Annotated in this window: 33 protein-coding genes and 1 pseudogene; 25 read left to right on the top strand and 9 right to left on the bottom strand. The window is 66.8% G+C overall.

The window, feature by feature from the left end:
• Positions 1–24 precede the first annotated feature (24 nt).
• From ACWCSU_RS10565 to ACWCSU_RS10555, 3 genes are all read right to left on the bottom strand, one after another.
• Entirely contained in the window at positions 25–282 is a 258-nt protein-coding gene (locus tag ACWCSU_RS10565) for a helix-turn-helix transcriptional regulator (protein WP_449934834.1), read from the bottom strand.
• Between the two features lie 688 nt (positions 283–970).
• A complete protein-coding gene (locus ACWCSU_RS10560; protein ID WP_449934833.1) occupies positions 971–1507 on the bottom strand; it encodes an NUDIX domain-containing protein in 537 nt (178 codons plus the stop codon).
• Positions 1476–2705 (bottom strand): hypothetical protein, encoded by a 1230-nt coding sequence (locus ACWCSU_RS10555; protein WP_449934832.1) that lies wholly within the window; start codon positions 2703–2705, stop codon positions 1476–1478. The genes ACWCSU_RS10560 and ACWCSU_RS10555 overlap by 32 nt, the downstream gene beginning before the upstream one ends.
• A gap of 328 nt (positions 2706–3033) precedes the next feature.
• On the opposite strand from ACWCSU_RS10555, the gene ACWCSU_RS10550 reads away from it, so the two are divergent.
• The gene (locus ACWCSU_RS10550) at positions 3034–3402 is read left to right on the top strand and encodes a hypothetical protein (protein WP_449934831.1); all 369 of its coding nucleotides are present in this window, start codon (positions 3034–3036) and stop codon (positions 3400–3402) included.
• Positions 3403–3961: 559 nt separating this feature from the next.
• Here ACWCSU_RS10550 and ACWCSU_RS10545 read toward each other — a convergent pair.
• Entirely contained in the window at positions 3962–4147 is a 186-nt protein-coding gene (locus ACWCSU_RS10545) for a hypothetical protein (protein ID WP_449934830.1), read from the bottom strand.
• A 94-nt stretch (positions 4148–4241) separates the two neighbouring features.
• Here ACWCSU_RS10545 and ACWCSU_RS10540 point away from each other — a divergent pair, with 94 nt between their 5' ends.
• From ACWCSU_RS10540 to ACWCSU_RS10480, 13 genes are all read left to right on the top strand, one after another.
• On the top strand, positions 4242–4646 hold the full coding sequence (locus tag ACWCSU_RS10540) for a hypothetical protein (RefSeq protein WP_449934829.1): 405 nt from the start codon (positions 4242–4244) through the stop codon (positions 4644–4646).
• Positions 4647–5065: 419 nt separating this feature from the next.
• Entirely contained in the window at positions 5066–5467 is a 402-nt protein-coding gene (locus tag ACWCSU_RS10535) for a hypothetical protein (protein ID WP_449934828.1), read from the top strand.
• A gap of 761 nt (positions 5468–6228) precedes the next feature.
• The gene (locus tag ACWCSU_RS10530; RefSeq protein WP_449934827.1) at positions 6229–6915 is read left to right on the top strand and encodes an SAF domain-containing protein; all 687 of its coding nucleotides are present in this window, start codon (positions 6229–6231) and stop codon (positions 6913–6915) included.
• Complete coding sequence (locus tag ACWCSU_RS10525; RefSeq protein ID WP_449934826.1) at positions 6915–7673, top strand: hypothetical protein; 759 nt, start codon at positions 6915–6917, stop codon at positions 7671–7673. Before ACWCSU_RS10530 ends, ACWCSU_RS10525 begins: the two co-directional genes overlap by 1 nt.
• Positions 7670–8191, top strand: coding sequence for a hypothetical protein (locus ACWCSU_RS10520; RefSeq protein ID WP_449934825.1), 522 nt, complete (start codon positions 7670–7672; stop codon positions 8189–8191). Before ACWCSU_RS10525 ends, ACWCSU_RS10520 begins: the two co-directional genes overlap by 4 nt.
• On the top strand, positions 8091–9041 hold the full coding sequence (locus tag ACWCSU_RS10515) for a CpaF family protein (protein ID WP_449935099.1): 951 nt from the start codon (positions 8091–8093) through the stop codon (positions 9039–9041). Before ACWCSU_RS10520 ends, ACWCSU_RS10515 begins: the two co-directional genes overlap by 101 nt.
• Positions 9038–9901, top strand: a complete 864-nt coding sequence (locus ACWCSU_RS10510) for a type II secretion system F family protein (protein ID WP_449934824.1) — start codon at positions 9038–9040, stop codon at positions 9899–9901. Before ACWCSU_RS10515 ends, ACWCSU_RS10510 begins: the two co-directional genes overlap by 4 nt.
• The gene (locus ACWCSU_RS10505; RefSeq protein WP_449934823.1) at positions 9898–10737 is read left to right on the top strand and encodes a hypothetical protein; all 840 of its coding nucleotides are present in this window, start codon (positions 9898–9900) and stop codon (positions 10735–10737) included. Before ACWCSU_RS10510 ends, ACWCSU_RS10505 begins: the two co-directional genes overlap by 4 nt.
• 12 nt (positions 10738–10749) lie before the next feature.
• Entirely contained in the window at positions 10750–10962 is a 213-nt protein-coding gene (locus ACWCSU_RS10500; protein WP_449934822.1) for a hypothetical protein, read from the top strand.
• A gap of 35 nt (positions 10963–10997) precedes the next feature.
• Positions 10998–11363, top strand: coding sequence for a TadE family protein (locus ACWCSU_RS10495; protein ID WP_449934821.1), 366 nt, complete (start codon positions 10998–11000; stop codon positions 11361–11363).
• A complete protein-coding gene (locus ACWCSU_RS10490) occupies positions 11360–11779 on the top strand; it encodes a TadE/TadG family type IV pilus assembly protein (RefSeq protein ID WP_449934820.1) in 420 nt (139 codons plus the stop codon). The genes ACWCSU_RS10495 and ACWCSU_RS10490 overlap by 4 nt, the downstream gene beginning before the upstream one ends.
• A gap of 3 nt (positions 11780–11782) precedes the next feature.
• Positions 11783–12214 carry a pilus assembly protein TadG-related protein gene (locus ACWCSU_RS10485; protein WP_449934819.1) on the top strand — a complete coding sequence of 144 codons (432 nt, stop codon included), beginning with the start codon at positions 11783–11785 and terminating at the stop codon, positions 12212–12214.
• Entirely contained in the window at positions 12211–14652 is a 2442-nt protein-coding gene (locus ACWCSU_RS10480) for a LysM peptidoglycan-binding domain-containing protein (protein ID WP_449934818.1), read from the top strand. The genes ACWCSU_RS10485 and ACWCSU_RS10480 overlap by 4 nt, the downstream gene beginning before the upstream one ends.
• A 6-nt stretch (positions 14653–14658) precedes the next feature.
• Here ACWCSU_RS10480 and ACWCSU_RS10475 read toward each other — a convergent pair whose 3' ends face one another.
• The 5 genes from ACWCSU_RS10475 to ACWCSU_RS10455 all read right to left on the bottom strand — a co-directional run bounded on the left by ACWCSU_RS10475 (position 14659) and on the right by ACWCSU_RS10455 (position 18156).
• Complete coding sequence (locus ACWCSU_RS10475; protein ID WP_449935098.1) at positions 14659–15396, bottom strand: serine hydrolase domain-containing protein; 738 nt, start codon at positions 15394–15396, stop codon at positions 14659–14661.
• A 164-nt stretch (positions 15397–15560) separates the two neighbouring features.
• Positions 15561–16535 carry a helix-turn-helix domain-containing protein gene (locus ACWCSU_RS10470; RefSeq protein ID WP_449934817.1) on the bottom strand — a complete coding sequence of 325 codons (975 nt, stop codon included), beginning with the start codon at positions 16533–16535 and terminating at the stop codon, positions 15561–15563.
• Positions 16511–17200, bottom strand: coding sequence for an MFS transporter (locus ACWCSU_RS10465; RefSeq protein WP_449934816.1), 690 nt, complete (start codon positions 17198–17200; stop codon positions 16511–16513). The genes ACWCSU_RS10470 and ACWCSU_RS10465 overlap by 25 nt, the downstream gene beginning before the upstream one ends.
• Positions 17201–17303: 103 nt before the next feature.
• Positions 17304–17870, bottom strand: coding sequence for a TetR/AcrR family transcriptional regulator (locus tag ACWCSU_RS10460; RefSeq protein WP_449934815.1), 567 nt, complete (start codon positions 17868–17870; stop codon positions 17304–17306).
• Between the two features lie 31 nt (positions 17871–17901).
• On the bottom strand, positions 17902–18156 hold the full coding sequence (locus tag ACWCSU_RS10455; RefSeq protein ID WP_449934814.1) for a hypothetical protein: 255 nt from the start codon (positions 18154–18156) through the stop codon (positions 17902–17904).
• Positions 18157–18202: 46 nt separating this feature from the next.
• Here ACWCSU_RS10455 and ACWCSU_RS10450 point away from each other — a divergent pair, with 46 nt between their 5' ends.
• The 11 genes and pseudogenes from ACWCSU_RS10450 to ACWCSU_RS10400 all read left to right on the top strand — a co-directional run bounded on the left by ACWCSU_RS10450 (position 18203) and on the right by ACWCSU_RS10400 (position 25392).
• Positions 18203–18751 (top strand): methylated-DNA--[protein]-cysteine S-methyltransferase, encoded by a 549-nt coding sequence (locus tag ACWCSU_RS10450; RefSeq protein ID WP_449934813.1) that lies wholly within the window; start codon positions 18203–18205, stop codon positions 18749–18751.
• A gap of 32 nt (positions 18752–18783) precedes the next feature.
• On the top strand, positions 18784–19269 hold the full coding sequence (locus ACWCSU_RS10445) for an RNA polymerase sigma factor (RefSeq protein ID WP_449934812.1): 486 nt from the start codon (positions 18784–18786) through the stop codon (positions 19267–19269).
• Complete coding sequence (locus ACWCSU_RS10440) at positions 19266–19883, top strand: methylated-DNA--[protein]-cysteine S-methyltransferase (RefSeq protein ID WP_449934811.1); 618 nt, start codon at positions 19266–19268, stop codon at positions 19881–19883. The genes ACWCSU_RS10445 and ACWCSU_RS10440 overlap by 4 nt, the downstream gene beginning before the upstream one ends.
• Positions 19880–20596, top strand: a complete 717-nt coding sequence (locus tag ACWCSU_RS10435; protein ID WP_449934810.1) for a 2OG-Fe(II) oxygenase — start codon at positions 19880–19882, stop codon at positions 20594–20596. Before ACWCSU_RS10440 ends, ACWCSU_RS10435 begins: the two co-directional genes overlap by 4 nt.
• Positions 20593–21027, top strand: a complete 435-nt coding sequence (locus ACWCSU_RS10430) for a hypothetical protein (RefSeq protein WP_449934809.1) — start codon at positions 20593–20595, stop codon at positions 21025–21027. The genes ACWCSU_RS10435 and ACWCSU_RS10430 overlap by 4 nt, the downstream gene beginning before the upstream one ends.
• A pseudogene (locus ACWCSU_RS10425) lies at positions 21024–21532 on the top strand (alpha-ketoglutarate-dependent dioxygenase AlkB). The gene ACWCSU_RS10430 and the pseudogene ACWCSU_RS10425 overlap by 4 nt, the downstream one beginning before the upstream one ends.
• Positions 21529–22131 (top strand): DNA-3-methyladenine glycosylase I, encoded by a 603-nt coding sequence (locus ACWCSU_RS10420; protein ID WP_449934808.1) that lies wholly within the window; start codon positions 21529–21531, stop codon positions 22129–22131. Before ACWCSU_RS10425 ends, ACWCSU_RS10420 begins: the two are co-directional and overlap by 4 nt.
• Before the next feature lie 202 nt (positions 22132–22333).
• Positions 22334–22822: a hypothetical protein gene (locus ACWCSU_RS10415; protein WP_449934807.1), complete on the top strand. Its 489-nt coding sequence runs from the start codon at positions 22334–22336 to the stop codon at positions 22820–22822.
• Between the two features lie 80 nt (positions 22823–22902).
• Positions 22903–23349, top strand: a complete 447-nt coding sequence (locus tag ACWCSU_RS10410; RefSeq protein WP_449934806.1) for an ester cyclase — start codon at positions 22903–22905, stop codon at positions 23347–23349.
• A 417-nt stretch (positions 23350–23766) separates the two neighbouring features.
• Positions 23767–24459, top strand: a complete 693-nt coding sequence (locus ACWCSU_RS10405; protein ID WP_387661177.1) for an alpha/beta fold hydrolase — start codon at positions 23767–23769, stop codon at positions 24457–24459.
• Positions 24460–24555: 96 nt separating this feature from the next.
• Positions 24556–25392: an alpha/beta fold hydrolase gene (locus ACWCSU_RS10400; RefSeq protein WP_449934805.1), complete on the top strand. Its 837-nt coding sequence runs from the start codon at positions 24556–24558 to the stop codon at positions 25390–25392.
• Positions 25393–25397 lie beyond the last annotated feature (5 nt).

Below are 25397 nucleotides of genomic sequence, written 5' to 3'. Positions count from 1 at the left end.
GCGGGAGTATCTTGGCCGAGGTCATCACGCCACCTCGCCGGGATCGATGCGGTGCTTGGCCAGCCATTGCTGGAGGTCCTGGACGCTGTAGAGGGTCAGGCGCGTTGTGAGCCGGACGAAGGGAGGCCCCTGCGGCGGCTTGGCCGAGCGCCAGCGGCGGAGGGTTGATGGGTCGACGGTGAGAATGGCTGCGACTTCCTCGGTCGTGCGCCATAGGTGTGGCGCGTCGTTGTCATGCGCTTCTGCTGGTGTTGCTTGGAGGTCAGCGTTCTTCGATGGCACAGGTCCTTTGCTCCTCGGGAATGATGGCGCGAGGTGTTTCGCGCGCCCCGTCGTGTGGCCGTCTCATCCGTTGTCCGACGGCGTGCGGGGGATCTTCAGGTTAGGGGCCTGAACTCGATTCGGGAGGCCCTGAGCAGGCCCTTTGTGACTACTCGGTTAGGTTGTGGCCGGTCTTGGCCCGAGTCCGAGGGGGACTTTCCGGCAGGTGTGAGCGTGCTCAACGCCCGGATGCGCGACTGGTCGATGCACCAGCCTCAGGAAGATGCCCCCAGGTTCGTCCACGACAGCTTGATTCGGGTCGAGACAGTCGCCGCGGGCCGCTGGTGACACCCGAGGATCTAACGAGCATGTCAGTGCTCGTCACGGGCGAGCAGACCCTGGCGGTCGCAGCTACCGTCTCCGTGCTCAGCGCCTGAGGCGGCGCATCGACAGTCAGGGGCGTTCTCGCGGCCAAGTGCATCGCGTCGTCGTGCCTGCTCCAAGTCGGGAGTAAGGCAGGGGCTGCCCCGGCGGCGGATCCTGATCATCATGCGTGCGATCGACGTGGTCGCGTACCACGTGTGCGCGCATGCCGGCCGCGCAGAGCGAGGGGGCAGGACAGTGGCTCAGAACAATCCCCGCTTACAGCGCGTTCGCTGGAAACAGTATTGGCGCGAGCGGGTTGTCCGTATAGAAGGTGGGAGCCTGCTCAATTCTCGGACCAGGAACGCCCTTCTCCTTCCTCACAATAGAGGGCTTTCTCGCCGGAGATCGCGGCGATGGCGGAACGCGCTCGGTTCCAAACGTATGGGCGCAGTAGCTTGGCTGCCTCGGCTGCTGTGGCGAACCGAAATTCAGTCAGCTCGGAGTCGACGATGCGGAGGGCGTCGACCCGATCGCTTGGCAATACCCCTCCGTCGAAAATGAACATGAGCGAGTCATCCCAAGGTCCGTGTGGAGGTACCCAATCCACCACGAGGAGTCGGCCGATCTCCAAATCCAAGCCCAGTTCCTCCTTGAGCTCGCGTTGCGCTGCGGCAACGGGAGGCTCGTTGGCTTCGGCCATGCCGCCAGGTAGATCCCAATCAGGTTTATAAGACGGATTCACGAGGAGGATTCGTCCGAGCGCGTCGCGAATCAGTACATCCGCTCCAACCCTCTTGCGCGCCTGGCGCGCGTTGCCTTCAGCAAGGTAGGCGTTCCACGCTTTGGGATCACGCTCGTACAGCGGTGCGTCCGGGTTCACGATAAGAGTCTCCCCACTGGTACAACCAGTAACGCTCGCGAAGGGCGTCATCGAGGATCCGGAGTGTGTCCGGCACGGAGGCGTGCTTCTTATGGACTTGCAACTGCCCGCGCAGATCGGCCAGTTGCTGAGCGATGACGAACGAGCTCAATGACCGAGTGTCTTCCACCGCATGCTTTGCCCGTGCACACGCTTCGTCGACATGGTCTTGTGCGAGCGTCACCTGGGCCAGGAGAAGTTGGGTGAGAGCTCGGCTGCGAGTTCGGTCACGCGCTCGAAGCTCCAGCGCTCGGCGCCCTTGCCGTTGTGCTTCGCCCAGTTGGCCCAAGCTCAACATCGCCCGTGCCGTGTCCAGCGCCAGAGTGCCCTCGTCGAACGGTCCTGCCCAGGGTGAGTGAGCAGCCGCTTGCACATGAGTCAGTGCATCCTCGGCCCGGATCAGGAGGCGAGCGCAGGCATTGGACTCGCCCATGACCGCATGGGCGCGCGCGGCCATGGAGAGCAGACGTGCCTGCATCCGCGGGGCCGTCGTACGGCTGCCCAGCCTCGCCGTTCCCAACTGGGCGAGCCGGATCGCTTCCTCCGGCTGTCCGCGATGCCGCGCAAGGTGGCTCATGCTGCCCATGATGTGGGCTTCGAGTTGCAGGTCCCCACTGGTCTTGGCGAAGTCGAGTGCGCGGCAGAAATGCCGGTCGGCGATATTGTCCTTGCCCGCATCATGAGCCATCCAGCCGGCCATCTCGGTGAATGCCGCCGCGGCGACGAACGCCTGCGGTCCGTCGGATCCGCCGAAGAGACGCGGTGCGATGTCAGCTTGGAGGTAGCCGAGAACACTGGCATAGAGATGGCCTCCGCCTACCTGTCGGTCAGCTTGCCGAAGAGAGCGCATCTTTCCGAGGTCGTTGTCGGCCTCCAGAGACAGACATGGCGTGGCAGGTTCGGCGGTCGCCGCGAAGAGAGCCGCCTCGTCCAACTGGAACGCGGCGCAGTACAACAGGCGATAGCGCTCACTCATCAGGGCGATGGAGCCGGATTCCCATCGGCGGATGGAACGAACGAGATCTCCGTGCTCGGGCAGATCATGTCGGTCTTCGCCGGCCGCCTCTCGGAGTTGTCTGGCCATGGCGTGGGTGTCCCATTTGCGGGCCTTACGTTCCGCCCGAATTCGGATCGGCCAGAACAATGGGTGGTCGGCCATGTCCGCCTCCTCGTCCGCCCGGTGCTTCTTCTGGGCCCTGGGTGTCTCATCTTCGCTGTTCAGCGGCAAGATTGCAGTCGTCGTAACAGTTGTTGTCCGGTTTGTGTGGGACATGAGGAACGGGTTGCCTGGACTCGGTGGTGGGTGGATGGCCTCCTGCAGAGGGGGCAGCTCTCGAGAAGAGTCTCGGGCGCGATACGCCTGTCAGGTTCACGCAGAGAGGGCAGGCCCGGGATGAGCCGGGCGAGAAGGTCAGAGACCACCCACAGATCGGCAACGCGCACACGGATCGTCCGCACAAGCTGACCTCCGTACCAGGGAGCACGGCATGCTGGACAGCGTGGCGCCCGCTCCAGACGAATCCCGCCCTGTAGCCCGCTTCGAGCACGTCGTCGACATGGTCTTCGTCTTCCTCCAAGGCCAGGTCGTCCCAACACAGAGCCCAACGGCGCACACCCCCCGGATACTTTTCCGTGTCGTCGTCCAGCTTCACGAGGGCAAGCAGTCCCTCTCTCAGGACGGCCACGATGACACCCTGCCGGCCGAGAAGTTGATCTCGGTACGTCCGCGCCCTGCTATGGCTGTGCAGGACGTCCACAATGGTCACCCGCATACCGATCTTCTGATGGGCGCTGGTCATGGCCGATCCTGCCGGGCTCGTTCTGGAACAAGAACACGGGCCGGCGAGCGCCACTGACCTCGCTGGTGATTGGTCGAGGCCCGGCGCTGGGCGCATGCGAAGAGTCGAATCACCCGCACAGAGGCTGCAGACAGGCAGTGATGAGAAGACGTGTGTGTCATTCCGACAAGCAGAGCAAGTGCGCTGGGGAATGGGAGGATGACAAGGCCGGACAGGTACGGACAGGAAATCCGGAACGTTCAGGGCGGCGATTGGCGCGGCGTGAGCGCCGTCGGTCCGGTGTCGGCCATACACGTGCGTCTTAGGTCGTGTTCTGTGCACCAGGGGAGAGATCGCCTAACGGCTCCAGCTGGAGACGAGTCCTGTGTGAAGGATCGGGCGTTGGCTGTGCGAGATCGCTACCAACCTGGCCACGCTCGCCGTCCCAAGGCCATGCGCTGAAGCGTGTGGCCTTGGGGCGGTCACGAGAGTGTGCACGGGACGAAAGAGACTCCGCAGCGTGAGGCACGCCGTGGCGTCGAACAGACGCAACGAAGGTGAAAGTCGCTCTGAAGCGAGGAGTCGACTCTCGGCCGTGCCGCCTCCGCCCCTAGGGGTGATGGACTGATGCGAGCGCCTACTTGGCGTTGAGCTCGGTCACGATGTCGGCCTGGCGGCTCTCCACTGCGGACTTGATCACGGCTGCCAGCCCAAGTGCTACCCCGGCGATGATGGCGGTGATGATCACCCACTCCACCGCTGACGCACCCCGGCTCGAAACGATGCGAGCACGCTGAATTCGCCTGCTCAGAAATGCCTTCATAGAGGTCATCCAGGGGCGCTTCATACCCAACCTTCACTTGACGAAGTTGACCAATTACTTAAAGTTATCTTCTCTGGTCGGCAGAAACCGAGAGATGGGAGAACGGGTGGCAGTACGAGCGTGGACGGCGGCAGGCGTCCTGGTGGGTGCTCTGATGTCGGGGGCGACGGCACACGCAGGGACAACTGAGGGCTGGCAGGCCAGCTATGGCGACGGCAGGGTGATCGTCCTGCCGGACCGATCGGCGGTCAAGGTCTGCGACGGAAAGGTCGACGACCGCATCTACAAGGCGGTCTGGATGAACGACAACAGGATCGACGCGCGAAGGCCGTTCGAGGTGCGTGCCCCCCAGGGGGGCTGCGAGACCGACAGTTCGGTCCTTGGCGATGTGTGGGTCTTCAAGCTCTGCTGGGGACACCTCGACGCCAAGCGGCATGCGGTCTGGGAGAAATGCGGGACGCCGGTATGGGCGAAGCCCAAGCCTGACGATGTGAGATAGAGAGCGCGAGGGGGCAGGGTGGCCCCCTCACAACACTTCCCTGTCGCCATCAAGGCGGCTGGCATCCCTGGGGGCCGGCGAGTCGGTGTCGCGCATTCCGTGCGTAGCCATCAGGTCGGCGAGTGCTAGTCCGGCCTGAGCGTGGCACCTCGCGAAACGTTGTCCCAGAACGCGCCGCTCTCGGTCTTGATGATCGATCTATCGAACCCTGCGCGACCGTTTGCGATCACATAATGATTGGGAGTCAAGTGGCGATATTTGTGGGGTCTCGCGCCCGCGCCGTAGCTCTTGTGTCCGTCCTGTTGGTCGTAGGGGCATGCCAAGCGACGCCATCTTCGACTCCGCCTCAGCCCAGGTCGACGCCCACGACGCCGACCGCGATGGCGACAGAGCGGGCAACCCGTCCGCACGATCTGATCGTGAAGACGTACTCGGCATACTGGTCCGTCCTCGCTGAGGCGGGCAGGTCGTCGCCTGAGAAGGCGCGCGAGTTGCTGCAACCGTACGTGAGAGGCGGCTACCTCGACCATCTGGTCGACGGTGTCCGAGACATGGTCGCGCAGGGGCGGGAGCCGTTTGGTCAGGCCGTGCCTCGGGTCAAGGAAGTACGTGTGAGTGGCGCCTACGCCGAGGTCACCGACTGTCTGGATATGTCGGGTGCGGCCATGGCGGATCGCCGCACTCACCGGCTTCTTCCGGAGACTGCCGACGACAAGACCACCACGACGGTCACGGCAGTTCTGGAACGTTCCCAAGATGGGCGATGGCGGCTGACGGACCTGAGTATGAAGGGAGCGACATGCACCTCGCCGTCGCGGTGAGCACGATCCTGGCTACGGCGTTGTATGGGCCGCCGCATGACGACAACGGGGCCGTCCGGTTAGGTGGGAATTGGGTCACGTTTAGCTCACACGGGCAGGCGAGCCCTGGTGGCCCTGCTCAAAGCGCCCGGAGAGGGTCGGGTGGCACCTTCAGCGGCTGCCACAGCATCGATGGGGGCTCGATCAGCTACATCGAGTGTGAACGCGGTCCTGACAGCAAACGAAACATCTTCAACGCCGTTGCTCCTGATCAGGCAGGTCCTGGGGTCACGCCAGAAGACCTCATGAAGGAGGCGCGACGTCTCCTCACTCCGCCGCAGCTGGGGATCGTCACCGCGCCACCCCGAGGGAAGAATGGCTACGTAGGGCTGCGGCAGTTCTTCTGGGTGCAGCCCGCTCAGTGGCATGCGATCAGTAAGAAGGTCACGGCCGGACCTGTGTGGGCCGAGGTGACCGCCACTCCCTCGAAGCTGACCGTTCAGCCCGGCGCGGGACAGAAGGCCCTCACATGCTCGGGCCCGGGAGCGCCCTATGACCACACGAAATCCCCGGACGACCAGAACCTTGGGTGCACCTACGTGTTCACGCAGTCGAGCGCTGGGCTCCCCGGGGCGCAGTACCGGGTGCAGGTCTCGGTGGTCTGGACGGCTCGATGGGCCGGGTCGGGTGGCTCCGGTGGGCCAGTGGCGCCCATCACTACCTCGACAACGTTCCCGCTGCGTATCGGCGAGGCACCGGCGCTGGTTGGAAGGGGTTCCTGAATGGCTCGCGAGATGACTTCCGATGCAACAGGGCAGCTGTCTGCAGGTGAGGTGCCTCCGACACGTGCCCCCAAACTCCTGTCGCAGCCGCGTCAGCGTCGGCGTAGCTCGCTGGTGTTCGGGACGCTTGTGGTCGCCGGCGGCGCATTCCTCACCGTCCAGACGGTCATGCGGCTGAACGATCGTGAGCCGGTGCTGGTAGTGACTCAGGATGTGGCGCTCGGGCAGCCCTTCACCACGCAGAACATCTCGACTGCCATGGTGGGCGCCGATCAGGCCGTAGCCGCTGTCGGAGGTCATGAACTGCAGCGGGTGATCGGCAAGCGGGCGGCCGTCGATCTGATGAAGGGCGTGCTGGTCCAGTCCCGGATGGTGACCGATCAGGTCACACCCATGACCGATCAGCAACTCATTCCGATCGCCGTCAAGCCCAGCCGGCTCCCGGCCAGAGGGCTACGACCCGGTGATCGGCTTCTGGTCGTGCCCACCTCGGAGGCTCAGCCGGTGCCTGCTGATGTCAAGGCCCCATCCGGAGGGGTCGAGGCTGTGGTGGATCAGGTCAAAGGGCCGGACAACGACGGGCTAATGGTGGTGGACGTCCTCGTGCCGAATCGGGAAGGCCCCAGACTGGCCGCGCTGGCGTCAGACGGGAACATCGCCATGGCCTTGACGTCCAGGAGGCCCTGATGGCGATGTTCGCGCTGATGAGTCCGGGCGGGTCTCCCGGGGTCACCACCACGGCACTGGCCACGACGTACGTGTGGGAGGGGCGCGCGCTGCTGGCCGAGTGTGACCCTCAGGGCGGCAGCGTCTTGCAGGGCTTCCTGGCCGGAAGCATGGACGGGCACGAGTACGGGCTGCTGGAGCTGGCCTTGGCCGCCGCTCACCACTCGGACCCGGCCATCGTGTGGAAGCACGTCATCGCACTTGATCAGGATACGAGGAAGTGGTTGCTGCTTCCCGGACTGCGTGATCCCCGCCACCTCGTGCAGTTGGAAGGTGCTTGGGAGACCGTCGCCAGCGTGCTCATGGCGGCTCAGGAGAAGGTCGATGTGGTCGTCGACGTGGGGCAGGTCGGCCGGCCTGACACGCCGATGAGCCTGATCGCGGCCTGTGATGTGGCGGTGATGCTGGTACGGCCGACACTGCGGCATGTGGTCCAGGCTCGCCCGCGGCTCGACGCGTTGGGGCGCCGGGTAGGAACGGATGTCTCGGTCGGGCTGTGCACTGTCGGCGGTGGACCGTACACCTCTCAAGAGGTCAGCAAGGCGCTGTTCAACCTGCCTGTGCTTGCGCAGATCCCTGACGACTGGAGGGCGGCCACGGTGTTGTCCGATGGCGTGCCGGCCAGGAAGTCCTTTCATCGTTCTGGCCTGTTGCGCGGCGCTTCACGGTTGGGGTCGGCGATGAGGTCGCACCTGGAGAGGAAGGTGACGGCGCCATGAGCGACTCCTGGCCGCCGCGCACGACGATGGATCCGATCGTCCTTCCGCAGTCCGAGGTGGTGCCCGACGATCGGGCGTTCCGAGAGGCGGTGCTGGCCGTATCGGTCGCGGTCGCCGACGACCTGAGGGACAGCGAGGATCGCGACGACGCCCGGCGGATCATCCAGACACACGTCCAGCGTTGGGCCCAGGGCCAGGTCGGTTCCGGGAAACCAGTGAGCTTCGCCATGCAGCGCCAGTTGGTGGAAGCGGTGATCGATGAGCGCTTCGAGCTGGGGGCGCTCACTCCGTACCTGAAGGACCCGCGGGTGGAGAGCATCGACCTCAACGGCTGTGACCAGGTGTGGATCACCTATGGAGACGGACGATGTGAGCGCGGGCCAGGCGGTCGCCGCCAGCGACGACGACCTCGTCAAGATGATCCAGATGTGGGCGCTGCACAAGAGTTACAACCCACGCGAGTTCTCTGCAGCCAGCCCGTTGCTCAACGTGGCGCTGCGGCCGGCGGAAGGCGATGACGGCGTCGGCGTACGACTCAGCGCCACCATGGCGGTCACCCGCAGGCCTTGCGCCAGCATCCGCTGCCATCGCCTGGTGGACGTCACCCTGGATGACCTTCTCAAGCTCGGTACGATCAACCGCAGCCTGTACGCGTTCCTCAGGGCCGCCGTACTGGCCCGGCTGAACATCGTCATCACCGGCGGTACCGCAGCGGGCAAGACGACGCTGCTGCGTGCCCTCGCCTCCGTGATCGATCCGGCGGAGCGGTTGGCGACGTTGGAATCGGACTACGAGCTGTTCCTGGACCGTCTCACGGACCGCCACCAGAACGTGATCGCCTTCCAGGCGCGGCAACCCAATTCAGAAGGCGCCGGCGGCATCGGGTTGAACGATCTGATCCCGCACTCCCTGCGCAAGAACATCAAGCGGATCATCGTCGGTGAGGTACGGGCGGATGAGATCGTTCCGATGTTCGAGGCCATGAACACCGGACATCCCGGCTCGATGTGCACCATCCATGCCGACGGCACTGAGGAGATCTTCAACAGGATCGTCATGCTGTGGACCCGTGGTGTCGGAGCTCATACGCCGCCCGCCGTCATCCACCTCAACACCGGCGAGACCATCGATCTGGTCGTGCACCTGCGCCTGGACCCGGTGACCAACACGCGGTTCGTGTCCGAGGTCCTGGAGGTGCTACCTCCGGCCGACAGCGAGATGCCGAGCCGTAATCACCTGTACAGGCCCACTGGACCTGGTGGCCGGGCGGTGCCCGACATCACCCCGCAGTGCCTGCCCAGGCTCAAGGCCGTGGGTTTCGACCCCGCACATCTCGATCCCATGGCCGCTCGATGGGAGGTCCGATGAACGACGCCCTACTGGCGGGAGTCGGCAGTGCCATGGTCCTTGGCGGCGTCATCTGGACGGTAGTCGCCCTGCACACCTCGGACACCGATCTGCCCGCTCGGCCCCCGTCGCGCTGGATCGCGGTCCGCAAGACGGTCCAGGCACATCATCGGATGGCAGCCGTGTCACTGGCGGCAGCCGTTGTGGTGTGGGTGTTGACCGGCTGGCCAGTGGCCGCCGTCGCCAGCGCGGCTGCGGTGTTCGTACTACCCAAGGCGATGACCGGGCGGGCCGCTACGGACCGAATCCGCAAGCTGGAGGCCTTGGAGCAGTGGACCCGCAGGCTGGCTGACCTGCTCATCGCCGGTCGGGCCCTGGAACAGGCACTGGAACACAGCGCGACCCGAAACGTCCCGCCTGCCATCGCCGCTCCGGTAACCGCGCTGGCTCGCAGGCTTCGCGTCACCCGCATGTCGACCGAGGACGCGTTGCGGTTGTTCGCGGACGAAGTCGATGACGCCGTCGGCGACAGAATCGCCGCCGCCCTCATCCTGGTCGCTCGTCGCCGCGGCAAGGGCGCCAGCGCCGTGCTCCAGCAGCTGGCTGAGCTGGTGGCCAAGGACGTCTCCGATCGTCGGGAGGTGGAGGCGGCCCGTGCCGAGCACCGCACGACAGCCCGCTGGATCATCGCCATCCTCGCCGGGTTCGGCGCGCTGGCAGTTGTCCAGAAGAGCTACGTCGCGCCGTTCGGCACTCCACTCGGACAGATGGTGCTGGCCGTCGTGGTGCTGTTCTACGCCGTGACTCTGGCATGGCTGCATCGGCTCGGTCACGCCGCTCCCGGCTACCGGTTCTTGAACGGCCCCGGAGCGAGGCGATGAACCTGCTGGCCATGGCAGGCGGATCACTGTTCGCCCTCGGGCTGCTGATCCTCTTGAACGAGCTGTTCCCCGGCCCTCCGAGACTGGATGCCGCGCTCGCCCGACTCGCCGGGCAGCCCGCCCCGGCGCGGGGAGACTGGATCAGGACGCGCCTGTCCCGGCTGCCGATCCCGCGCGACGACTTGGCGCTCTTGGGCATCAGCGTGGAGCGCTTCACCGTCCAACGCGTCGTCTTCTTCCTGGTCGGTCTGATCTTCCCGGTGCCGCTCAATCTGCTGTGCACGCTCGCCGGCGTTCCGCTGCCTTGGTCCGTGCCCGTAGGTGCCGCCGTGGTGCTCGCCTTGTTGTTCGTGCTCATTCCAGACATCAGCACGCGCCGCCAGGCCCGCGAACGCCGCCAGGAGTTTCGGGCCGCCCTCGCGACGTACCTGGACATGGTCGCGTTGGAACGGGCCGCGGGCTCGGGTCCTCCTCAGGCGCTTCAGGCGCCTGTGGACATCTGCAGCGGATGGGTGTTCGGCCGGATCGCCCAAGTGATCCAGCACGCCAAACGTGCAGGCGAGCAGCCCTGGAGAGGACTCGGAGCGCTCGGAGACCGGGTCGGCATCGCGCAACTCACCGAGCTGGCCGACATCGCGGAGGACGCCGGATCCGAAGGCACCCGCGTGCTGACCACCCTCCTGGCCAAGGCCCAGTCCATGCGTACGGCCGCCTTGGCCGACGCCCGAGCCGCAGCCAACAGCCGCACGAGCGAGATGCCGATCGCGATCGGCATCTCCGTCTTCGGCTTCCTGGTGCTCGTCTGTTTTCCCGCCATCTACCGCATCATGAGTTGAAAGGGGGCAACCATGCCCAAGCTCCTACCGCCACAGGCCACGTACTGGACCGCGCTGGCGAGCCTCCTCAAGGACCGCCTCCAGCGTGCCCGCCAAGAACCCGAAAAGGGTGCGATGTCCGCGGAGGCGATGATCATTATTGCGGCGCTGGTGCTGGTCGCGGTCACCGTCATGGGCATCGTGACCGCCAAGATCATCGACAAGGCGAACTCGATCGACTTCTAGACAGGTAGCCGATGTCCCGCGCTGATCGGGGAAGCGTGACCGCCGAGGCGGTGATCGCTCTGCCCATCCTCATGCTCGCCGTCATGGCCTGCATGCAGATTTGCCTGCTGTTCTTCGCCAAGTCGACCGCGCTCGCGGCTGCCCAACAGGGAGTACGGGCCGCCCGCGCATACGGGGCCTCCCATACCTCCGGAGCCGGCGTGGCCAGGCAGTATGCAGAACGAACCGCGAGTGGCTTCCTTACCTCGATCAGCGCCGCGAGCACGGGAGACGCCAACACGGTGCGAGTCACTGTGACGGGCAGATCGTTGTCCCTTGTGCCGTTCCTTCCGGCGATCGACATCTCCGAGCAGGCGGCCGGAGCCGTCGAACGCTTCAGCCCAGCAGAAGGCACACCGTGAAGGAACAAGGCAGCGTCACCGTCGAAGCCATCCTTGCCATCACGGTCATCATGCTGATCATCTTGTTCGGCGTGGCCGTCGGCCGCATCACCGTCGCCGGCGCCGCGGTGGAAGCTGCCGCTCGGGATGCCGCCCGCCAAGCGTCAATCGCTCGATCAGCCGCCGCCGCTGCCCGCGAGGCCAAGGCGAGCGCCCAGGAGTCGCTGACCGGCTACGACGTGCACTGCACGGCGGTCGCGGTGACGGTGAACACCAAAGGTTTTAGCCGTCCGGTGGGCACTCCGGCTGACGTGTCCGCAACGGTCTCCTGCTCCGTTCCTTTGGCGGACGTGGCCTTCCCCGGGCTGCCTGGCAGCATCGAGCGGCACGCCACCTCCCTCAGCCCGCTGGATCCCTACAGAACAAGGGGAAGGTGAGCCATGCGACGTTGGACGCCGCCGGACAGTGAGCGAGGCTCGATCACGCCGTACGCCCTGATTCTCGTCATGGTCCTGATGCTGTTCGTCGGCCTGGTCGTCGATCTGGGCAACAAGCTGAGGGCCGGTTGGGAGGCGGTAGGCGTCGCTGAGGAAGCCGCCCGAGCGGGGGCAGGACAGATCGATCGTGCCGCGGCCTATCGCGGTGAGAAGCTGGTCGTCGACCGCGGTGCCGCTCTTCGCGCGGCCCGAGAGCATCTGTCCCGCACCGGCCATCAGGGCGATGTCGTCATCTCCGGGCCCACCTCTGTTCAGGTCACTGTCACGGTCACCAAGGCGACCTGGCTGCTCGCCCTGATAGGCATGACGACGGTGTCCATGACGACGCATGCCGATGCGAACCTGGTCGCAGGCGTAGAAGGGCCCGGCCGATGACGATGCTTCGGTTGCTGCGTGCTGTGGCCGCCTTCGCCGTGCTGCTTTCAGGTGTCGTCGGCTTCCCCGTCCTGTTCTGCGAGATCGTGGGGTCCCCCGTCCCGGACCACCTGCCGAGCTGGCGCGAAGTCACTGAAGTGTTGAGCGCTCCGGCCGACGGAACCCTCTTCGTCGCGGGCCTGGAAATCGTCGCATGGGCGGCATGGGCGGCATTCACGACCAGCGTCCTCGTCGAGGTCATCGCCAAACTGCGAGGCCGACGTGCCGTCCCCAGGCTCGCAGGTCTTCAAGGGATGCAACGCCTCGTCGCGTACTTGGTCGCCTCAGCGACGCTGGCAGTCCTCACTCCAGGGGTTAGTAGTGCCGCAGCTCCACCGGATGTGATCGCCGTGGCGACCGCGCATCCACTGGGGCATGCAGTCACCCCAGCTGTGGAGTCGCCCCCGAAGGAGCGGATCTACCGGGTGAAGGAAGGTGACTCTCTCTGGGGTATCGCCGACGAGGAACTGGGCAGCCCACGCCGTTGGCCGAAGATCTGGAAGGCCAACGCCGGATCACGGCAACCACATGGTCGGGCCTTCACGAATCCAGGTGTGATCCATCCTGGATGGAAGCTTCGTATTCCGCTCAAGCGCTCAGAGATCTCCCGTGCAGTGCCGCCGAGGCAGCAGTCGCCTGTGGCAGAACCGATTCCGGCCAAACCGTCGATCACGCCATTCCAGCAGCGTGAGAGCGATGATGTCGTTCAGCTCTCATCGGGCTCGTTGGTGGCCCTGTCGTACGCCGCTGGGATCAGCACCGCCTATGTCGCTGGTCGTCTCCATCGACGCCGTCGGCGAATTCCCCCAACCTCCGACGAACCTGTGGTCATCACTCCCGAGCCCGAACCGCCAGCCCCTGTCCTGGAGCTGCGCCGTGCCCACCGTCGTGCGTTCGCCCAACGGGCCGAGCCGATACCCGCCGATGGGGAGCTGATCCAGCAGGAGCACTCCATCGACGTCCCCAATCAGATCCATCTGGGGCAGAGACGGGACGGCTCGCCGCTACGCGTCGCCCTTGAAGGACCTGGGCTTGGTCTCACCGGTGCTGGAGCACATGACGTCGTTCGCTATCTGATCGTCGACCTGCTTCGCCAGTCGAGCAACTACCGCGTTCAGACCATCTTCTGCTCGGCCTTGGCGGAGAAGCTGCTCGGTCTGTCTGGAAAGGAAGTCGACCAGATCGGTGCCGCGCTGCCAGGGCTCCTGCTTGCCGCTTCGCATGAGGACGCCTTGCGGCAGTTCGAGGAGACGTACTTCATGCGTACCCGGATCGTGCTCGAACGCGAGTCGACGGACATCGGCGAAGTACGCCGAAACGATCCAGGCGAAGCCCTGCCTGCCATCCTGCTCATCACCGACCTCGATGACGAGGTCTATGAGCACGTCACGGCACCTCTCACATCCGGGTGGCGTGCGGGGGTGGGCGGCTTGTTCTTGGGGCCCTGGCCAGGGGGCATCACTTGCGACATCGGCGAGACGCATGAGGTGGAGAGCGTCGAAGGGCCTGACAGCGAATCGATGATGGACGCGCGCCTGTTCCACATCAACGCGGACGAAGCTGTGGCTCACCTACGTCAGCTCGTCCCAGAGAAGGAGGACGGTCCTGCGCCTGCGACAGACGAAGAACCCTGTGATTGGCCGGACCCCACGCCAGTTCGCCTGACGGTTCTCGGTCATCCTGCCGTACATGTTCGTGGCCGGTCAGAAGCACTGACGCTGAGCTGGCTGCAGCTGAACACGCTGACCTACCTCGCCCTGCATCCGAATGGTGTGACCCGTGATCAGCTGGCCACCGCGCTCTGGCCCGACGATCTCGGCAAGGACATCCACAACGCCCTCAGGCACCTCCGAGGCGCACTTGTGGCTGCGACAGGGCACAAGAGCGTCGAGGCGAAACGGGCACCGTTCATCAGTGCCTCGACAACGAAGGACTCCGCGGTCTACCGCATCGATCGCGACCTCATCAGCGTTGACCTCTGGGACTACGAGAAGGCGCTGGAGCGGATCAGGTCAGCCGTTGAGCCAGCCGACCGTCTCGTTGCTCTCACGAAGGCGGCCGAGTTGTGCACTGGCGAGCTGGCCGAGGGGCTTACTGCGGAGTGGATCGAGGACCAGCGGTATCCGTTGACCCGCTCCCAGGCCGACGTTCTCGCACAACTGGCGGAACACCTTACGGACGTGGACGCCGAAGGCGCGTTGGCCGCACTGGAGCGTGCCCGCGAGCTGGACCCTGATACCGAGGAGACGTACTTCCGCATCATCCGGTTGCAGCTGCGGCTCGATCGGCGCGACGATGCCTCGCGCACCGCCGAGCTGCTACGTCAGCACCAACGCAGCCTTGGCGTGCCAGGGGACTATCGGACAGAGAAGCGCTTGAGCGAGGTGCTCCACAGATGACGCACCCTACACGAACGCCAGGGCGCGGAAGGCGTTGCGAATCTCGGTCAGCGGCTGGCGATCGCGACCGTAGTAGAGCTTGTTCGTCAGCAGCACCGCCCATCGATCTTGCTTGGGTGAGATCCACATCCCGGTCCCCGTGAAGCCGTAGTGGACGAAGATGGCGTCAGCGGGATCGGATTCGGCGGCCGGGTGCCAGAACAGGCCGCGCGCCGGCTGTAGATCTCCCGTGTGCACTTGGAGAGACTCTTGGGTCCAGGCGGCGCCGAACCCCCGCCCGGGGCTGGGAGCGAGCAGGTGCCGCAGGTACTGCGCCAGATCAGGCAAGGTGGAGAAGGCGCCGGCGATTCCGCATACGCCGCCGAGCAGCCGGGCTGAGAAGTCATGGGCTGTGCCCTTGAGGTGTCGGCCAGTCTCCTCGTCGTATTCAGTGGGGGCGCAGCGCTCTATGAGCGTGGGTGGAAGTGGGCCGAAGCTAGTGGTGGTCATGCCCATGGGGCGCCAGACGTCCGCCTGAGCGAGTTGGTCCAGCGGAGTGCCGGCGAGATGCTCGGCGAGGAAACCGAGGATGAGGGCGGCCCGGTCGGTGTACTCGACGGCCTGGCCGGGTGGGCGGTGCAGGGTTTCGCGGAGGACGCCGTCCCGGATCTGGCGCGGGTCGCTGCCGTAGAGGTTCTTGAGGTTTGCTCGCAGGGGCAAGCCCGCGGTGTGGGTGAGGAGTTGGCGTACGGTGACGGGGCCCAGCTTGAAGCCTGTGCCTGCCGAAAATTCCGTCCATGCAGGTCAAGCGGCATGTGAGTATTCGTGGAGGACACCGCCGAGCCGGGCTCTTCTACATATGTTCAGGTCGGTGATTCGCTTGGGGGCCGTAATCGGGTCCGGGGCGGGACGCAGCGGGGCGGATTGGTTCAGGGCTTGATGGGCCCGGTGCTGGTTGTAAACCGTTCGTACTCCCGCAAGGCGTGCCGCAGGTGGCGTTCGTTCCAGATCAGGCAGCGGTCGAGAAGCTCGTGCCGGCACGACTGCACCCACCGCTCCATGATCGAGTTCATCCGCGGCATCCGGATACCGGTGAGCACTGTCTTGATGTCGGCCTCGGCGAGAATCGCATCCATGAGGGCCGGGAACTTCCCATCCCTGTCTCTGATCAGAAACCGCGCTCTGCGGCCCGCATCGTCCAGGTCCATCACCAGATTCTTGATCGCCTGGGTGACCCAGCTTGCGCTCGGGTGCGCGGTGGTGCCGAGCACACGGACCCGCCTGGTGGCGTGCTCGATCACCACCAGGATGTACTGGCGCTGCCCGTTCAAGGTGATGGTCTCGATGAAATCGGCGGCCAGCAGAGCGTCGGCTTGCGAGCGCAGGAAGCCGGCCCATGTGGTGGAGGCTCGTTCGGGTGCCGGATCGAGACCGGCCTGTTTGAGGATTTCCCACACGGTGGACGGCGCGACCTTGATACCGAGTGTGGTGAGCTCGCCGTGCACCCGCCGGTAGCCCCAGCCGGGATTCTCCCGGACCAGGCGCAGGACGAGAGCGCGGATGGACTGGACGGTGGGTGGACGGCCAGGCCGCTTCGGTCGGCAGGCACGGGCATGACGACGTTTCATCAGATCGCGGTGCCAGCGCAGGACGGTGTCTGGGCGGATGAGCAGCCGCAGCCGGCACAGGACCTCCCGGGGCAGCGAGGTCAGGAGAGCGGCGAGAAGGGCTCGGTCCTCGGGCGCGAATCGCACTCTGGTGTCAGCGCCGAGTTGGCGTTCGAGGACAGAAATCTGGTGACGTAGAACGAGAATCTCCACGTCCTTGTCTCGATCGCTCATGGGCAGTAACCACAGCGCGGCGAAGGCGTTCGTGACAGTTAGGTAGGCCAAGCGAAGCAGCACAGCGGATCATCCTGCCGTACGCGTTCCCGTCTCCCGAGGGACCGGAGCTCGCGTACCCCACACAGAACCCTCGCAGAGTCATGACCTGGGCGGATGTAGTTATCGGCAGGCGCAGTGCCGAGCGCGACGGCGAGCAGCACCGCGAAGGTGCCGGCGGTGACGGCGAAGAACAGCGCCCGCCAGCCCCACGCCTGGGCCAGGAGACCGCCCAAGAGCACCCCGGCGGCGCCGCCGGCGCCCGAGACCGCGCCCCACACTCCCAGCGCCCTGCCCCGGCCGGGGCCCGGTGGGAACAGGCTCATCACCACGGCCAGCGCAGCCGGGGCGATCGCCGCCGCTCCCATCCCCTGCACGGCACGAGCCGTGATCAGCACACCCGGCGAGGACGCCAGACCCGACACGGCCGAGGCCGTCCCGAAAACCGCCAGCCCGCCCAGCAGAAGCCTGCGATGGCCCAGCAGGTCCGCGGCCCGCCCCCCGGCCAGCAGCAGGGCGCCGAACGCCAGCCCGTAGGCGTTGACGACCCAGGTTGTGCCGCCGTCGGAAAGGCCGGCGCCGTCCTGGATCTGCGGAAGCGCTACGTTCACGATCGAGTTGCCGAGCACGACGAGGAACTGCGCCGCGGCCAACGCCGCGAGCGCCGGGCCCGTGGCTGTCTTACGCATCTCCGACTCGCGATGTGTGTGGTTAACCACTCATCCTCGTGGTGAGAAAAGGGCGGGGCGCGAGCCCCGCCGGCCTCAACCCGGGCGGATCGCCCGGGAGGGCTCAGTAGTGCGTGATGCCCGCCGAGAGGGTCCGTGTCCAGGGCGCCTGGACCTCGTCGGCGCCGATGGACACCAGCAGGTGGCACAGCATCCCCTGGGCGAAGAAGTCCTGGATCTGGGCCTCGCCGCCGCCGGAGGCGCCGCGTACGTACTCCACCAGCCGGGCGTAGCCCTGCCGGACCACCTCACGCACGGCGGGCTCGGACACCGCCGCCGCCTGGGCGTGCAGCTGTATCAGCATCAGGTCGTTGTCGCTGATCAGCCGGGCGTAGGCGTCGCCCATCGCGTGCAGGACGGCCTCGGCCGAGCCGCCGCCGTGGGTGGCGACCGCCTGCTCCAGGGCGCCGCGCACCTTCACGAAGCAGTGCTCGACGACCGCCACGAACAGGGACTCCTTGCTCGGGAACAGCCGGTAGACGTAGGCCTGGGAGATTCCGGCAGCCTTGGCCACCTCCGTCGTGGTCGTACCCCAGTAGCCGCGGGCGGCAAAGGCACCGATGGCGGTGGCGAGCACCGTCTCCCGCCGCTCCTCGGCGGTGGACAGCTGTCGCCCTCGGTTGGTCGTCATGTGAGTAATAAACCACTCACACTTTGAGGCGTCAAGGCGAGCCATCTGGCCGCCGCCCCAGATCGGGGCGGCGGCTCGCGCCGGCCTCACCGTTGCGGCCTTCATCGTGCGCCGCCCTGAATCGCCGCCAGGACTTCGGCGCGCCTGAGATCGGCCGGGGCAGGTTTCCTACGTCCGTGGCGGCTGCTGCGGCGGCTTGCACCGCGAGTGCGCTGAACGCGGTCTTGGGGACGGCGAGCCCGCAGGCGACGTAGGCCACCGCACGCAGCACGTCGATCTCCGCCATGGAGCAGCGAGCGTAGTGCGACGATCTGGGATCTCACGTTCGGCCGGTGGCGGACGTCTTCCAGGCAGAAGAAGGGATACAGATGAGCACCCGCCACCTCGTGATCGAAACCCGCCTCGGCTCGCTCACCATCGTCGCGATGGGCGAGGCGATCATCGGCCTGTACTTCCGGTATCACGTTCGCCGGCCTGCGCAGGAGACGTTCGGCTCCGAGGTGACCGAGTCCGCGGACCGGCTGCTGGACGAGGCCGCCCGTCAGTTGCGCCAGTACCTGGCGGGTGAGCGCAGACAGTTCGATCTGCCACTCGCCGCCGAGGGCGACGCGTTCCGGCACGCCGTCTGGGACGTCGTGAAGCGCATTCAGTGCGGTGACACGACCACCTACGGCCGGATCGCCGAGGAACTCGGCGACCGGGCGCTCGCGCAGAAGGTCGGAGCGGCCGTGGGTGCGAACCCACTGTGTGTCTTCGTGCCATGCCACCGCGTCATCGGCTCCAATGGTTCCCTCACCGGATACGCCGGCGGGCTCAAGCGCAAGCGGATGCTGCTGGAACTCGAGGAATCGGCCGACGTCAGCGCCGGACGGCTGTTCTGACCGGAAGATCACGTTTGTCGATGGGATGGGATATGAAGCAACCGTTCGAGAACGTGGTCGCGCAGCACGGCGCAACCGTGCTGCGCGTCTGCCGGGTTCTCCTTGGCCCGCACGACGCGGACGACGCCTGGTCGGAGACGTTCCTGTCCGCCCTGCGCGCCTATCCCGACCTGCCCGAGACGGCGAACGTGGAAGCCTGGCTCGTGACGATCGCCCACCGCAAGGCGATCGACGTGCTGCGCGTCGCGAAACGGGCTCCTCTGCCCGTCGAGGAGGTGCCGGAGGGACCGGCCGCGCTTCCCGGTTCTGAGGACGGCGAGTTGTGGGCCGCGGTTAAGGAGCTCCCCGCCAAGCAACGCCAGGCCATCGCCTACCGCTACGTGGCGGGCCTGGCGTACGCCGAGATCGCGGAGATTCTCGGCGGCACCGTCGAGGCGGCCAGAAGAGCGGCCGCGGACGGGCTCAAGAACCTGAGAAAGACCTATCCGGGCGCGCTCACGAGAGGAGCATCATCATGAACGACATCCGCCACGATGACGACCTGTCCGCCCTGCTGTCGACGCCCGTGGACGACGACACGCTCCGCCGACTCCACCACCGTCTGGAGCAGGAGGCCGCGCGCGCCCAGCTCGTCGACGTCGCCTACACCACCATCGACTCGCCTGTCGGCACGTTGCTGCTCGCCGCCACACCCGAGGGGCTGGTCCGGGTGGCGTACGCGCGTGAGGACCATGACCGGGTCCTGGAAACCCTCAGCCAGAAGATCAGCCCGCGTATCCTGCGTGCACCGAAGCGGCTGGACGCGGCGGCCCGTGAGATCGACGAGTACTTCGCCAGGCGCCGCCAGGTCTTCGATCTGAAGCTTGACCTGTCCCTGTCGCACGGATTCCGGCGCCTGGTGCAGACGCATCTGCCTCAGATCGGGTACGGCCAGACCCGCAGCTACCGGGACATGGCCGAACTCGTCGGCAATCCCAAGGCTGTCCGCGCGGTCGGCACCGCCTGCGCCACCAATCCGCTGCCGATCGTCGTCCCGTGCCATCGCGTGCTCCGTACGGACGGCACTTCCGGCGGCTACGTCGGCGGTCTGGAGGCCAAGACCCTGCTCCTGGACCTGGAGAGCGCGGCATGAGCACGGACCGATGGCGCGAGCACGTCGAGTCCGGCGACTGGGCGGCGATCACCGCCGAGATCGACGAGTACGGCGGAGCATTGCTGCCGCGCCTGCTAACCCCGGAAGAGACCGTCGAGATCAGGGAGCTGTACGGCAGGGACGACCTGTTCCGCAGCACCGTCGACATGGGCAGGCACCGCTTCGGGGAAGGCGAGTACCGCTACTTCCGCACGCCGTACCCGGAGCCGATCGAGCGGCTCAAGCAGGCGCTCTACCCGCGGCTGCTGCCGATCGCCCGTGACTGGTGGGCCAAACTCGGCCGGCCCGTGCCGTGGCCCGACACGCTCGACGAGTGGCTGGAGATGTGCCACGACGCCGGCCAGACGAAGTCGACGGCGATCCTGCTGCGCTACGGCGCGAAGGATTGGAACGCCCTGCATCGCGACCTGTACGGGGACCTGGTGTTCCCGCTGCAGGTCGTGATCAACCTCAACGAGCCTGGCGTGGACCACACCGGCGGCGAGTTTCTCCTGCTGGAACAGCGTCCGCGTGCCCAGTCCCGTGGCACGGCCACGCTGCTGCCGCACGGCCACGGCTACCTGTTCACCACCCGCGACCGGCCGGTCAGGTCGGCCCGAGGCTGGTCGGCGGCACCGGTACGGCACGGCGTCTCGGCCATCAGGTCCGGTGAGCGGCATACCCTCGCGCTCGTCTTCCACGACGCCGCATGAGCGAGGCGGCCAAGACCTACACCCTCCTCGGCGCGGACGGCCGCCCCTACCAGTCCGAGGTCAAGGGGCTGTGGGGCGGCCATTGCCGGTCGAAGATCTATGGGCGGCTCGACTGCCTAGCCGCGTTGCGCGCCATCGCCCGCGGAGGCTATGTGAGGTACCGGGTCTTCTTCGCCGACGAGGTCACCGCGATCGCGGCCGGGTTCCGCCCCTGCGGAGCCTGCTGCCGCGACCGCTTCCAGGAGTGGAAGAGCACACGGAGAACGATGAACAGCTCCGTGCTGATGACACCGGCCGATGACGACGCCGACCCGACGGCCACGGCCGTCGGCGACCCGCGCACGCTCGCCCTCGTCGGACCCGCCCGGCTGTACGGCCTGGCAGGGGCGAGCGCGGACGGCGCCGCCTGGTGGGTGGGGGAGCGACGATGACGCTGTTCACCCCGGAGTTCCCCGAACGTCATGGGCGAGATCGCCCCGGGCGCCGCCTGGGCCGGCACCGGCAGCCGTACAAGCACACCCGGGAGGCCACCGACGTGAACGGCGCCCGCCTCCTGTCCTTCCCCGGCTGGACGATCCGTCCAGGACGCGACGCCCCCCAGGCCGCCGGCCACGACCCGGGCACCGCGCTGGTGAACTTCTACGACGCCGCCGCCCGCCTGGGCATGCACCAGGACAGGGACGAGATCTCCGCGCCCCGGTCGCCCCGCTGTCCATCGGCGGCAGTTGCACCTTCCGGTTCGGCGACGCCGAGAGCCGCGGTAGGCCGTACACCGACCTGGTGTCGGCCTCCGGCGACCTGTTCGTCTTCGGCGGACCTGCCCGGCTGGCCTGCCACGGCGTCACCAAGGTGCACGAGCACACCGCCCCCAAGGGCTGCGGCCTCAGCCACGGACGGATCAACATCACCATGCGCATGACCGGACTCGACGGATGACCACCGACACCGGGGTCCTCATCGGAGCGGACGGCCTGGCCCGCCCCGCGTGGGCGGCCGCCTCGCCGCTGCTGCGCGACTACTACGACACCGAATGGGGCATGCCCGTCACCGACGAGCACGGCGTCTATGAGCGCGTCAGCCTCGAAGGCTTCCAGGCGGGCCTGTCATGGGCGACGATCCTGCGCAAGCGGCCCGCGTTCCGTGCGGCCTTCGACGACTTCCGCCCCGACGCGGTCGCCGCGTACACCGATGCCGACGTCGACCGGCTGATGGCCGACACCGGCATCGTCCGCAACCGGCGGAAGATCGAGGCGACCATCACCAACGCCCGCGCCACCATCAGGCTGCGCGAGGAGATGGGCCTGGCCGCACTGGTGTGGTCATTCCGGCCCGAGGCCACACCCCGCCCCCGGACCTTCGCCGAGATCCCCACGACGTCCGCCGAGTCCGTCGCCCTGTCCAAGGAACTGCGCCGACGCGGATTCGCCTTCGTCGGCCCGACCACCATGTACGCCCTCATGGAGGCGATCGGCATCGTCGACACCCACCTGCTCGGCTCGCACCGACGGGGCAGTTCCGGCATCTGGACCTCGTGAAACCGCTCGCGGGCTCCCTTGCAGGCCGGCGGCCCCGAATGATCGCATCTCACGTTCCCGCCCGCCCTGGCGTCTTCCCGATGCCGGGAGCAGAACCGCCCGGCGTGGCTGACACCAGTCGGCTCAGCATGCCCGCGGCCGCCCCGCGCCCGGCGGCCGCGGGCACCCTTTTCACAACCCTGGACGCGCGGAGAATGCACGAATGAACAGCCGACAGGACCGGCATTACGACCTGACCGGCTTCGACGCCGACGCCTACCGGACCCTCAAGCGCCGCGCGGCCGTCGCCGCCTACCATTTCCCGAATCTCGCGGATCGCCATACCCGGTCGACGCAACTCGCCATGGCAGTCGGCGACCTCCTTCAATCCGCCATGATCTGCGGCGGCATCGACGTGATGCCCTTCACCATCCGCGACGAGAATCTCGTCGTCGTGGCGTGCGAGGGTGACGAGGCCGTCGGAATCTCGGTCATCGACCCGACCGGCGAGATCCCACGCGACGTCGTGACCTGGGTGGAGCCGACCCGCGAGCCGTGGGTGGAACAGGCGCTCAAGGTCGAACTGCTGCGTAACGCCCGCGCCGCGGGCATCGATCGCGTGATCGTCCGGTGCGGTACGGCGACCGAGGCCGTCTACGAAGCCCTCGGCCTGCGCGACCGCCAGGAAATTCCTTTCGATTCATCACCGTGAATCTCACGTATCGGCTCCGCCGAACGTCTTCGACATGTCATTCCGCTTGACAGCGGATACCAGCGAAAAGGGACGAACGAATGTCTCAGAAGAACAAGGATATTGTCGGTCGATGGTTCACGGAGTTCTGGGGGAATCCCTTCAATCCGGAAATCATCGACGAACTCGCCGCCCCGGACATCCGGTTCGAGTACTCGCTGCACAAGCCCATGCGCGGCCGGGACGAGGTGCGCGCGTTCGCGACCAACTTCCGCACCGCGTTCCCGGACCTCAACTTCTGGGGCACCGCGGACCTCATCGCCGAGGGTGACTACGTCGTCGGCCAGTGGGAGGGCGGCGGCACGCACACCGGGCCGATCGTTTTCGACGACCTTCCCATCGGCTCCGTCCCGGCGGCGTCCGGCAGGACGCTCCGCTTCACCGGCACGACCGTGCTCAAGGTCCAGGACGGCCTCATCGTCGAGGAAGTTGGGCTCGACGACGGAGTGAAGGTCCTTCAGCAGCTCGGGATCATTCCCGCCGCCTGAGCCGATCACCCGTACGGGCCACCTCGGCGCCGAGGCCACCAGCGACGTCTCGGTCGACCGGCCCGCTGCACACCGAGGTGAGGCCGGCGGCTCAACGAGCCGCCGGCCTGCGGCCGGTCTGCCTGGTCACCACCCGCAGACAGAGGAAGAGCCGGCATCCCTCGCCCGCCCCCGCGCTGCGCCTGCTCCGCGATCACCAGGGGACAGCCGAGCTCACTCCGAGCGGTCCTGGCGTCCTCGGCGCGGCAGGGTGTCGAGATCGTGGTCTGGCGTGGGCTACGTCAGTTGACGTAGCTGCTGCGGCTATTGCGCGGTCTACGTCATTTGGCGCATTCGGTGGAGGCGGCAGGAGGTTTAGCGTTCCGGTCATCTCCCCATCGAGCCGGGTCGGAATCCCGGGGGATCGGAGGCAGTGTCGTGAGCGAAGTGAAGAACATCGTGCTGGTGCACGGTGGTTTCGTCGACGGATCGGGCTGGCAGGGGGTGTACGAACACCTGACAGCCGACGGCTACCGGGTGTACGTCGTGCAGAACCCCACCCTGTCCCTGGCCGACGACGTGGCCGTCACCCAGCGGACCCTGGACGCTCTGGACGGACCGGCGGTGCTGGTCGGGCACTCCTACGGTGGTGTCGTGATCACCGAGGCCGGCACCCACCCGAACGTCGCCGCCCTGGCCTACATCGCGGCATTCGCGCCGGACAAGGGCGAGTCGGTGAACACCTTGATCGCCGATCCTCCGCCCGGTGCGCCGGTGCCGCCGATCCTGCCGCCGCAGGACGGCTTCCTGTTCCTGGACAGGGAGAAGTTCGCCGGGTCGTTCGCCGCGGACGTCCCGGACAGCCTGGCGGCGTTCATGGCCGACTCGCAGGTGCCGTGGGGCGTGGACGCGCTCGCGGGCGCGGTGTCGGAGCCGGCCTGGCGGATCAAGCCGTCGTGGTATCTGGTCGCCGCGGACGACCGGATGATCCCGCCGCCCGCCCAGCGGGCGATGTCGGAGAGGGCCGGGTCGACGGTCACCGAGGTGGCGGGCAGCCACGCGGTCTACGTGTCCAACCCCGCCGCCGTCGCGGCCGTCATCGCTCAGGCCGCGACCAGCATCACAGTCTGAGCCCGCCGTTTCCTCCGGCGCCACCCGATTGCCCGTCCTGCCTGCTGGCTCCAGGCGGGACGGGATCACGCAATTCCCCTTGCAAGGAGTCCCGTCATGCTTTCTCGTCCCTTGTTCACCCGTCGCCGGATTCTCGCCTCCGGGGCCGCGGTGACCACCGCGGCGGCGCTCCTCGCGCTGCCCGCTTCGACCGCGTCGGCCAGCGACAACACGAAGGTGAAGCCGACCGTCGTGCTCGTCCATGGCGGCTTCGCCGACGCGTCCGGCTGGAACGGCGTCATCGACCGGCTCCGCAAGGACGGCTACACGAAGATCGTCGCTCCGGCGAATCCGCTGCGCGGCCTCCCGACGGACGCGCCGTACCTCGCGTCCGTCCTGAAGTCGATCGAGGGGCCGATCGTGCTGGTCGGTCACTCGTACGGCGGCGCGGTCATCACCAACGCCGCCGCCGGGAACAGCGCGGTCAAGGCGCTGGTCTTTGTCGCGGCGTTCGCGCCGGACGAGGGTGAGCAGCTCGGCGACCTGCTCGGGAAGTTCCCCGGCAGCCTGATCGGCGACTCCGTCCAGGGGGTTCCCTATCCGCTTGCCGACGGCGGGGCCGGTGTCGACCTGTACCTGCGGGCCGACAAGTTCCGGGCCGCGTTCGCCGCCGATCTGCCCAAGGCCACCACCGACCTGATGCAGATCACGCAGCGGCCGTTCGCCCAGCAGGCCCTCACCGACGTCACCACGGCCGCCGCCTGGCGGACGATCCCGTCGTGGGCGATCGTCGCGACCGAGGACAAGGCGATCCCGCCCGCGCTGGAGCGCTGGTTCTACAAGCGTGCCAAGTCTCACGTCATCGAGGTCAAGGGCGCCTCGCACGTCCCGATGATGAGCCACCCCGACATCACCGCGAAGCAGATCGAAGCCGCGGCCAAGGCCACGGACTGATCGAC

This window comes from Nonomuraea sp. NPDC001699 (assembly GCF_053596455.1).
The sequence above is the reverse complement of the archived record's forward strand: the minus strand, read 5'-3'. Positions and strand labels throughout refer to the sequence as shown.